General features: G+C 54.6%; 10 protein-coding genes and 1 tRNA gene. 7 read left to right on the top strand and 4 right to left on the bottom strand.

Annotated features, from left to right (window positions below):
* Positions 1-5 precede the first annotated feature (5 nt).
* Positions 6-81: transfer RNA gene (locus tag HFD95_RS21485), tRNA-Gly, on the bottom strand.
* 154 nt (positions 82-235) lie between these two features.
* Positions 236-784 carry an oligoribonuclease gene (gene orn, locus HFD95_RS21480; RefSeq protein ID WP_010256094.1) on the bottom strand — a complete coding sequence of 183 codons (549 nt, stop codon included), beginning with the start codon at positions 782-784 and terminating at the stop codon, positions 236-238.
* Positions 785-885: 101 nt separating this feature from the next.
* On the opposite strand from orn, the gene rsgA reads away from it, so the two are divergent.
* From rsgA to mscM, 3 genes are all read left to right on the top strand, one after another.
* A complete protein-coding gene (gene rsgA / locus HFD95_RS21475) occupies positions 886-1,935 on the top strand; it encodes a small ribosomal subunit biogenesis GTPase RsgA (RefSeq protein ID WP_010256092.1) in 1,050 nt (349 codons plus the stop codon).
* 171 nt (positions 1,936-2,106) lie between these two features.
* Positions 2,107-3,006 (top strand): archaetidylserine decarboxylase, encoded by a 900-nt coding sequence (asd, locus tag HFD95_RS21470; RefSeq protein ID WP_010256089.1) that lies wholly within the window; start codon positions 2,107-2,109, stop codon positions 3,004-3,006.
* Positions 3,007-3,020: 14 nt separating this feature from the next.
* Positions 3,021-6,350: a miniconductance mechanosensitive channel MscM gene (gene mscM, locus HFD95_RS21465; RefSeq protein ID WP_010256086.1), complete on the top strand. Its 3,330-nt coding sequence runs from the start codon at positions 3,021-3,023 to the stop codon at positions 6,348-6,350.
* A gap of 289 nt (positions 6,351-6,639) precedes the next feature.
* On the opposite strand, the gene mdh is transcribed toward mscM, so the two are convergent.
* Positions 6,640-7,578, bottom strand: coding sequence for a malate dehydrogenase (gene mdh, locus HFD95_RS21460; protein WP_010699812.1), 939 nt, complete (start codon positions 7,576-7,578; stop codon positions 6,640-6,642).
* A gap of 428 nt (positions 7,579-8,006) precedes the next feature.
* On the opposite strand from mdh, the gene argR reads away from it, so the two are divergent.
* The 4 genes from argR to yhcN (HFD95_RS21440) all read left to right on the top strand — a co-directional run bounded on the left by argR (position 8,007) and on the right by yhcN (HFD95_RS21440) (position 9,935).
* Positions 8,007-8,477 (top strand): transcriptional regulator ArgR, encoded by a 471-nt coding sequence (gene argR / locus HFD95_RS21455; protein WP_010256080.1) that lies wholly within the window; start codon positions 8,007-8,009, stop codon positions 8,475-8,477.
* Between the two features lie 482 nt (positions 8,478-8,959).
* A complete protein-coding gene (yhcN, locus tag HFD95_RS21450; RefSeq protein WP_022623941.1) occupies positions 8,960-9,223 on the top strand; it encodes a peroxide/acid stress response protein YhcN in 264 nt (87 codons plus the stop codon).
* 88 nt (positions 9,224-9,311) lie between these two features.
* Complete coding sequence (locus HFD95_RS21445) at positions 9,312-9,578, top strand: YdgH/BhsA/McbA-like domain containing protein (RefSeq protein WP_010256074.1); 267 nt, start codon at positions 9,312-9,314, stop codon at positions 9,576-9,578.
* Positions 9,579-9,671: 93 nt separating this feature from the next.
* Positions 9,672-9,935 (top strand): peroxide/acid stress response protein YhcN, encoded by a 264-nt coding sequence (gene yhcN / locus HFD95_RS21440; RefSeq protein ID WP_010256072.1) that lies wholly within the window; start codon positions 9,672-9,674, stop codon positions 9,933-9,935.
* Between the two features lie 65 nt (positions 9,936-10,000).
* Here the strand turns inward: yhcN (HFD95_RS21440) and HFD95_RS21435 are convergent, their stop codons facing one another.
* Positions 10,001-10,270: a barstar family protein gene (locus HFD95_RS21435; RefSeq protein WP_167423940.1), complete on the bottom strand. Its 270-nt coding sequence runs from the start codon at positions 10,268-10,270 to the stop codon at positions 10,001-10,003.
* Between the last annotated feature and the right edge of the window lie 27 nt (positions 10,271-10,297).

Raw genomic sequence — 10,297 nt, 5'->3', positions numbered from 1 at the left:
AAAACTGGAGCGGGAAACGAGACTCGAACTCGCGACCCCGACCTTGGCAAGGTCGTGCTCTACCAACTGAGCTATTCCCGCGCCTTGTACCGTTAATAAATTCTTCACCGGTACGGGGTGCGCATTATACGAGAAATCGTTGCTGCTGCAAGCGTCTGAAAGCAAAAATTTTCGCTTTCAGCGCGTTTGCTGATTAAATCAGCAACCTGGTGATTTCATGCGCACCCGTCGCCGATTAAAGCTGCAAAAAGTGTTCGCGGTAGTACGCCAGCTCCGCCACGGACTCACGGATATCATCCAGAGCCTGGTGCGTCCCCCCTTTTTTGAAGCCAGGAAGGATATCGGGTTTCCAGCGACGAGCCAGCTCTTTCAGGGTACTGACATCCAGATAACGATAGTGGAAGTACGCTTCCAGCTCAGGCATATACTTAAACAGGAAACGACGATCCTGCCCGATGCTGTTGCCGCAGATAGGCGAGGTGTTCGCCGGAACCCACTGTTTCAGGAACTCAATGGTCGCCAGCTCTGCTGCGCGATCGTCAATCTGACTCTCCTTCACCCGCGCAACCAGACCGCTGTTGGTATGAGTGCGGACATTCCACTCATCCATCAGCGCCAGCTGCGCATCGGACTGATGAACGGCCATGACCGGCCCTTCCGCCAGAATGTTCAGGTTGGCGTCAGTCACCAGGGTCGCAATTTCAATAATGCGATCGTGCGTCGGATCAAGTCCGGTCATCTCAAGATCAATCCAGATCAGATTCTGTTCATTTCCAGTAGCCATGCTGTTTCCTGCGGTTGCTGTAGTCGTCATTTACGATGAATAAGGTGTATCATAGACGTTTTGCCCAGCCGGGCGAAATCTGGCTAACGCTGTGAGGGTGAGTGAGTAAAAATAAACTGTCGAAGGGCCAACAACGCCGCGTAAGCGCTAACCACGATCGCCGTCTCAACCAACGCAGAGAGCGTCCGGAAGCGGATGACAACCTGTTTGGTGAAGCTGCAGATGGGGTCGTTGTCAGCCGTTTTGGCATGCACGCTGATGTTGAGGATAGCGCAGGCGTCGCCCACCGCTGCAATATCCGCCGAACCATTCGTTCGCTGGTCACCGGCGACCGGGTGCTGTGGCGTCCGGCAACCAGCGGCAACAAAGGTATTGTTGAAGCGGTGCATGAGCGCACCAGCGTATTAACCCGCCCCGATTTTTACGACGGCGTGAAGCCGATGGCGGCGAATATCGACCAGATCATCGTCGTCTCCGCAATCCTGCCTGAACTGTCGTTAAACATCATCGACCGCTATCTGGTTGCCAGCGAAACGCTGGATATTGAACCGTTGCTGGTACTGAACAAAACCGATCTGCTGGATGACAAGGCGCGCGCCTTTGTCGATAAGCAGATGGATATCTATCGCAATATTGGCTATCGCGTGGTGATGGTCTCCAGCCGGGCGAAAAACGGCATGGACGACCTGAAAGCGGCGCTGACCGACCGCATCAGTATCTTTGCCGGTCAGTCTGGCGTCGGCAAATCGAGTCTGCTGAATGCCCTGCTCGGCTTCGACAAAGAAGAGCAGGTCGCTATTCTGACTAACGAGGTTTCGGATGGCTCAGGCTTAGGCCAGCACACCACCACCGCATCGCGCCTTTATCACTTCCCGGACGGCGGCGATGTGATCGATTCACCCGGCGTGCGTGAGTTCGGTTTATGGCATCTTGAGCCGGAACAAATTACCCGCGGATTTGTCGAATTCCGCGCATTCCTTGGCGATTGCAAATTCCGCGATTGTAAACACGGCAGCGATCCCGGCTGTGCCATTCGCGAAGCGGTCGAACAGGGCAAAATCAACAGGTCCCGTTTTGATAACTACCACCGTATCCTGGAGAGCATGGCGCAGGTAAAAACGCGTAAAAATTTCCCTGATGGTGAAAGTTAATCGGTATAACCGCGTCTGAACGGATAAGCCGGGGCATTTTGCGAGGTGCATTCCAGTCGCGCGTCCAGACCGTGCAGCGTGCCGGAATTCGGGTATAGTCGCCATCTGAACGGGGCGCTGCTACAATCCGCCCCCTTTTTTACAACGTCATAAAATAGCCAGGAGGCTAAGGTGTTTGATCGTTTAAAACTCGGCTTGAATCATATTCTCCCGAAGAAATGGCTGACTGAACTTGCCGGTTGGGGCGCCAGTCGCCGCGGTGGTTGGTTGACCAAACTGGTCATTGACATCTTTGTCTGGTTTTACAAAGTCGACATGGCGGAAGCGCGTAAGCCCGATACCGCCAGCTATCGCACCTTTAATGACTTTTTCGTTCGTCCGCTGAAAGACGATGCGCGTCCGGTGGATGCCGATGCCAATCTCATCGCCCTGCCCGCGGATGGCGCTATCAGCCAGCTCGGCCACATTGATGGCGATCAGATTTTCCAGGCTAAAGGTCATCACTACACCATTGACGCCCTGCTGGCAGGTGATGAGCGGATGGCGGCACAATTTGTTGATGGCGAGTTCGTCACCACCTATCTGGCGCCCCGCGATTATCACCGCGTCCATATGCCGTGCAACGGCATCCTGCGTGAGATGATTTATGTGCCTGGCGACCTCTACTCCGTCAACCCGCTGACCGCGCGTAATATTCCCAACCTGTTCGCCCGTAACGAGCGCGTCATCTGCTACTTCGAAACCGATATCGGGCCGATGGTGCAGATCCTGGTGGGTGCCACCATTGTCGGCAGCATCGAAACCGTCTGGGCTGGCACCATCACGCCACCGCGTGAAGGCGTGATCAAGCGCTGGCACTATCCGGCAGCGGATGATGAAAGCGCCGTGGTGCTGTTGAAAGGCCAGGAAATGGGCCGCTTCAAGCTTGGCTCTACCGTCATCAATCTGTTCGCACCTGGCCGCGTCAAACTGGCTGAAAGCCTGGAAGCAGAAAGCAAAACCCGTCTGGGTCAACCGCTGGCGATTGCGCTGCCGGTCGCGACAGACATTTCAGACGTCATCGTCGATTAAATTGAGTGTCCTCTGTGCGTTCGATTCTCCTCCTGCTGCTGAGCCTGTGGCTCAGCAGCCCGGCCTTCGCGGCCAGCCTTCCTGATGCCAGCCAGCTCAAACAGCAGCTGGAAGAGATAAAATCGGCCAAAAGTTCACCCTCGCAGGCTGAACAGATCCAGACGATTGAAGCCGCCTTAAACTTTCTCTCTGAACGCGATGAATCGCTGGAGCGCGCGGCGCAATATCAGCAGGTTATTGATGATTTTCCGCGTCTGGCGCGCGAACTGCGTCAGCAGATCGCCGCGCTGAGTGACAGCGGGAAAACCGTGCGCAACAACATGAGCAGCGCCGAGCTGGATCAGGAGATCCTGCAGGTCAGCAGCCAGCTGCTGGAAGAGGGGCGTCAGGCACGGCAGGAGCAGGATCGGGCGCGGGAAATCAGTGATTCGCTGTCGCAACTGCCGCAGCAGCAGACGGAAGCACGCCGGGCGATGACGGAGAGTGAACGCCGTTTGCAGAGCGTCAGCAGCAGTTCGCCACAGGGGCAGCTGCAGCTGGCGGCTCGCCAGGCGGAAAGCGCCGCGAATAAAGCGCTGGTCGATGAACTTGAGCTGGCACAGCTCTCTGCCAACAACCGTCAGGAACTGGCGCGGATGCGGGCTGAAGCCCACCAGCGCAAAGCGACTCAGCTCGATAACTATCTTCAGGCGCTGCGCAACCAGCTCAACGATCAGCGGCAACGTGAAGCCGAAGTCGCGCTGGCCCGCACCGAGCAACTGGCAGAAAACAGTGGCGATCTTCCGCCAGAGATCAGCGATCAGTTTCGGGTTAACCGCGAACTCTCGGTTGCCCTCAATCAGCAGGCGCAGCGCATGGATCTGGTGGCGTCGCAGCAGCGACTGGCCACTAACCAGATTATTCAGGTCCGTCAGGCGCTCTCTACCCTGCGTGAACAGTCGCAGTGGCTGGGTGCCTCTAATCTGCTGGGCGAAGCGCTACGGGCGCAGGTCGCGCGTCTGCCGGAGATGCCCAAGTCGCAGCAGATTGATAATGAGATGGCACAGCTTCGCGTGCAGCGTCTCAATTATGAAGATCTGCTGGAGCGCCAGGAGGCGCTGCGCAAGGGACGGCAGGCCGATGGTCAGCCCTTCACCGCAGACCAGAAGCGTATTCTTGATGCGCAGCTACGCACTCAGAGGGAACTGCTCAATTCGCTGATTTCCGGCTGTGACACGCTGATTCTGGAGATCACCAAGCTCAAGGTTGGCAACACGCAGTTGCAGGATGCGCTGACGGAAGTCAAAGAGGCGACGCACCGCTATCTGTTCTGGACCGCCGACGTTAACCCGATTGGTTTGAGTTATCCGCTGGATCTGGCCAAAGATCTTTCCCGTCTGCTGTCGCTGGATACGCTGGGTCAGCTCGGCAAAGCGATGGCGATGATGTTTACCAGCCGCAACTCGGTGCTGCCGATTATTGGTGCGTTGCTGCTGGTCGGCTTCAGCATCAGTTCGCGCCGCCACTTCAATGCTTTCCTTGACCGTTCCGCCAGCAAAGTCGGCAAGGTCACGCAGGATCGTTTCCGCCTGACTATCCGTACCCTGTTCTGGTCGATCCTGGTGGCGCTGCCGCTGCCGGTGTTATGGGGTGCGCTGGGTTATGGCCTGCAGAACGCCTGGCCCTACCCTATCGCCGTAGCGATTGGTGATGGCATTACCGCCACGCTGCCGCTGCTGTGGGCGTTTATGATCAGCGCTGCCTTTGCCCGTCCTAACGGCCTGTTCATTGTGCATTTCCGCTGGCCGCAAAACCGGGTGGCGCGCGCCATGCGCTACTACTCGCTGAGCATCGGATTAATTGTGCCGCTGATTATGTTGCTGATCGCCTTTGGTAATCTGGAAGATCGGCAGTTCTCCTCGTCGCTGGGTCGTCTCTGTTTCATCCTGATCTGCGGGGCAATCAGCATTGTCACCGTGAGCCTGAAGCGTTCCGGGATTCCGCTCTATCTCGATAAAGAGGGAAATGGCGAGAACATGGTGAACCGGATGCTGTGGAACCTGATGATCGCTATGCCGCTGATGGCGGCTCTCGCCTCCGCTGTGGGTTATCTGGCTACCGCGCAGGCGCTGCTGGCGCGACTGGAAACCTCTGTCGCCATCTGGTTCCTGCTGCTGGTTATCTATCACATTATCCGGCGCTGGATGCTTATTCAGCGTCGCCGTCTTGGCTTTGATCGCGCCCGTCAGCGCCGTGCCGATATGCTGGCTAACCGTGCGCGCAGTGAAGAGGAGAAGGAGCAAGGCTCTCTGAACACTGATGCGATTGAAATTGAAGAGCCGGTAATTGACCTGGATGCGATCAGTGCGCAGTCGCTGCGGCTGGTACGCTCTATCCTGATGCTTATCGCCCTGGTCTCTGTGATTGTGCTGTGGTCAGAAATCCATTCGGCCTTTGGCTTCCTGGAGAATATTCAGCTGTGGGACGTCAGTACCTCAGTGCAGGGCGTAGAGTCGATTCAGCCCATCACCCTGGGGTCAGTGCTGATCGCCATTCTGGTGTTTATTATCACCACCCAGCTGGTGCGCAATATGCCCGCGCTGCTTGAGCTGGCGCTGTTGCAGCATCTTAATCTGACGCCAGGTACGGGTTACGCCATCACCACACTGACCAAATATCTGCTGCTGTTGATTGGCGGGCTGATTGGTTTCTCAATGATTGGTATTGAGTGGTCGAAGCTGCAGTGGCTGGTTGCCGCGCTGGGTGTGGGACTGGGGTTTGGTTTGCAGGAGATTTTTGCCAACTTTATCTCAGGTCTGATTATCCTGTTCGAAAAGCCGATTCGTATCGGCGATACCGTGACAATCCGCGACCTGACCGGCAGTATCACGCGAATTAATACCCGCGCGACCACCATAACCGACTGGGACCGCAAAGAGATCATCGTGCCGAACAAGGCCTTTATCACCGAGCAGTTTATTAACTGGTCGCTGTCCGATTCCGTGACGCGCGTGGTGCTCACCATTCCGGCTCCGGCGAAAGTCAGCAGTGAACAGGTGACCACCATTCTGATCCAGGCGGCTGAGCGCTGCAGCTATGTCCTGGACACGCCGCAACCGGAAGCCTTCCTGGTCGATCTGCAGCAGGGCATTCAGTTATTTGAACTTCGTGTGCATGCTGCTGAGATGGGACACCGTATGCCGCTGCGTCACGAACTGCATCAGTTGATTCTGAGCGGATTTGATCAGCACGGTATTGAGATGCCGTTCCCGCCGTTCCAGATGCGTATGGAAACCCTGGGTAAGAAGCTGCCTGCCAGCAACGGCACACCCGCTGCCCGCGCCTATAAGTCTGGCGGACTGTAATGCAAAACGCCCGGCTGAGCCGGGCGTTTTCATTCTGCTGACACACTCTGATCAGTTTTAATCTTACAGCGGTGCATAAACCTGAAGCGCAGGGAACACGGTCAGAGGAGGAAAGCGTCCCGAGCCAGGGATGGCGCGGGCCGAGCACGTCATGGATGACAGCTTTTGCGTCTTTCCGATCTGACCGTGTTTCCTTCGCGGGCTCAATCTTATAGCAAGACGGGCCTGGATTTGCCAACAAGTAAAACGCCCGGCAAAGCCGGGCGTTATTGCAAGTCTGAGCCGTCAGTTACTGCTTAACGAACTCTTCGCCCTGGGCGATATCTTTCTTCAGCGTATCCAGCATGCCTGACAGCGCCTGCTGTTCGTAAGCGCTGAGGGTACCAATCGGCCTGCGTTCAGCCACACCGTTTTTACCCAGCAGCAGCGGCTGGGAGAAGAAGCGCGCATGTTCACCCTCGCCTTCTACGTAAGCACACTCCACCACATTAGCTTCACCCTTCAGCGCGCGTACCAGTGACAAACCGAAACGTGCGGCTGCCTGGCCCATCGACAGCGTGGCCGAGCCGCCACCCGCTTTGGCTTCCACCACTTCGGTGCCGGCGTTCTGGATGCGTTTGGTCAGATCAGCCACTTCCTGATCGCTGAAGCTGACGCCTTTAACCTGCGACAGCAGCGGCAGAATGGTTACGCCAGAGTGGCCACCAATGACCGGGACTTCCACCTGGTCAGGCTGCTTGCCTTTCAATGCAGCCACAAAAGTATTGGCGCGAATGATATCCAGCGTGGTCACGCCGAACAGCCGATTTTTGTCGTAAACACCGTGCTTTTTCAGCACTTCTGCCGCAATGGCCACGGTGGTATTGACCGGATTGGTGATGACACCAATCAACGCTTTAGGTGCCGTTGTGGCAACCTGTTCGATCAGGTTACGGACGATGCCTGCGTTAACGTTAAACAGGTCGGCGCGATCCATACCGGGCTTACGTGCGACACCCGCGGAAATCAGTACCACATCGGCACCCTGTAAGGCAGGCGTGGCGTCTTCTCCACTGAATCCCTGAATAGCCACTGCGGTAGGAATATGGCTGAGATCAACGGCAACACCCGGCGTAACCGGCGCGATGTCATACAGCGAGAGTTCTGAACCTGCGGGAAGCTGGGTTTTGAGCAGAAGTGCGAGCGCCTGGCCTATGCCGCCAGCGGCACCGAGAACGGCAACTTTCATTCTTAACTCCTTATTAAGGTGGGGCAGAGATGGGCCGAAATTCTATCTGTGTCAGACCTTAATCAACTGCTCAGGCGATGATAAATATCCGTTGTTAATTCTACGTGTTTTCACACTTAATCTCCGGATTCAAAAGTTACTTATCATTGCACCTGAATGACCGACAACTTTGCCGTCGTCAGACAGAGAACGGCTACGTGCGTTTTCTGTTACTACACCACCAATAATATAACAACTTTGCAACCTTCGCCTTCCGGGGCTGTGACGCGTGTTTTGGTCTGAGCGGATTTATTTGCTATTATCGCCGCCCGCTAGCCGCCCGGACGCTGCTCATCAATCGAACGATTGCATAAAAATGCATATAAATGCATAATCACCACTCTGCCGCGGGCGGATGCGCGGTTATTCTCTCTATTTATTGGTAACCTATGCGAAACCCATCGAAACAAGACGATCTGGTTAAGGCTTTCAAAGCCTTATTAAAAGAAGAAAAATTCAGTTCCCAGGGCGAAATTGTTCAGGCGCTTCAGGACGAGGGCTTTGAAAATATCAATCAGTCCAAAGTCTCGCGAATGCTGACCAAGTTTGGCGCAGTGCGCACCCGGAATGCCAGGATGGAGATGGTCTATTGCCTGCCCGCTGAGCTGGGTGTGCCGACCACCACCAGCCCGTTAAAAAACCTGGTACTGGATATCGACTACAACGATGCCCTGGTAGTGATTCATACCAGTCCCGGCGCAGCACAGCTGATTGCACGTATGCTGGATTCACTGGGTAAGTCGCACGGGATTCTGGGTACCATCGCGGGTGATGACACAATCTTTATTACCCGCGCGCGTGACTTCACCGTTAAGCAGCTGCACGGTGCCATCCTCACCCTGTTTGAACAGGAACTCTGATCGCGGACTGACGACCGGCCATCATGCGTCAGTTCGTCAGTTCGTCAGTTCGTTCTTTCTGCTCACCCCTTTCCACAATAGTCACCCGCTCTGGATAAGTATTAAGCCTGCTTTTACACGCCCGGCTGTTGGTCACATCGATAACTCTGCTTTACTTTCTGCGCTATTTTACACTGCTTTACATCACTGAACCGGCACCATTGCCCGGATCCAGATCAAACTCCAGCCCGATACACCCCCGACTTTCGCACTAAAAGTTAAAGTGATCTATCTCACTGTTTTTGCAATTAAAAGTGGCTTAAAGGTTAATTTTTATCCTTTTTTTATAACGTTAAGTTATTAAAAGTAGCCATAAGGATAAAGAATCACAAAAAAACATTATTAGCGGGGTATTAATTTCTGACGTTATTAGTTCTATACTTCTTTTCGTGATGCAAATCACACTAAATAAAAAGATAAAAATAGACGACGAGGAAAAATCTATGAACGTAAAAACTACCATTGCTACCCTGAGCATTCTCTCCGCACTCTCATTTGGTGCTGTGGCAGCAGAATCTATTGATGCGTCACAGGCGCAGAATCTGCAGGCTGTCGGCACCATCAGTGTCAGCGGCGTGGCGGGTTCACCGATGGATATCAAACAGAAACTCAGCGACAAAGCCGATCAGCAGGGCGCAAAAGCCTATCGCGTGATTGAGGCATACAACAACGGCAACTATCACGCTACCGCCGCACTGTATAACTAAGGCGTAACCGATAATGCCATCTGCTCTCTGTCTGACGCGCCCTTTTGCGCTCCGGAGAGCTGAAGCAGAAATTTCAGGAGAGTTGACCATGAAAATGAAATTAGCTATCGCTGCACTGAGTCTGGCATCCCTGTTCTCAGTGGGTGCTAACGCCGCCAGCCTGGTGTCCAATGAACAGGCACAGGGTCTGCAGCCAATGAATCAGACCATCAGCATTGGTGGACGAAATGGCGACCAGACGCATATCCGTCAGGTGCTGTCAGAGAAAGCGGATGCCCAGGGCGCAAGCCACTATCGCATCATCGAAAACAACCAGGATAACACCTGGCATGTCACCGCTGAGCTTTATAAATAATTAACCGTGATGACGCCTGAAGGGCGTCAGAAGATATCGACGACCCGCCTTTACGAGTAACCGCAGGTTGTTGAAAGTATTGAGGAGATAATCATGAATATCAAAACAACCATCGCTACAGTCAGTCTGCTTTCCGTTATGGCGTTCGGCGCATCAGCCGCACAGCTGGTCACCGGCGATCAGACGCAGAACCTGCAGCCTGCGGGCACCGTGACCATCAGTGGAACCGCGGGATCGCCAATGGATTACCGCGCTGAGCTTTCTCAGAAAGCGGATGAACAGGGTGCCAGCGCCTATAAAGTTATTGAGGCGCGCACCGGTGATAACTATCACATCACCGCACAGCTTTATAAGTAATTCCTCGTCAGATGTATGACGAACCCTTTGGCCCCGCTCGCCGGGGCCTTTTTTCATCTGACGTTTTATCTGACATTAAAGTGAAGCTGACCTTCCAGCTCCTCTTCCGCTTCATCAAATAACAGAATCAGCGCGCCATAACGCCGTCGCTGTCCCCTGCCCAGATTAACAAACTCAATCTCCAGCGGCAGCGGTAACAGATCGCCCGTCACCACATCCCATAATCCATCCAGATCGCAGATGCGGTGCTCCTCCAGCGCAAATCGCTCGCTGAACTGGCGGAAGAAATGGGCCTGATCGACAATTTCATTAAAATCAAAACGCTCGATTTTCATGCTGACGGCTCCCATGCTCCGTCTGCG

This window comes from Pantoea sp. EKM10T, from assembly GCF_011800685.1.
GTDB lineage: Bacteria > Pseudomonadota > Gammaproteobacteria > Enterobacterales > Enterobacteriaceae > Pantoea > Pantoea agglomerans.
Note: the sequence above shows the minus strand (reverse complement) of the source record. Positions and strands in the feature narration are given on the sequence as shown.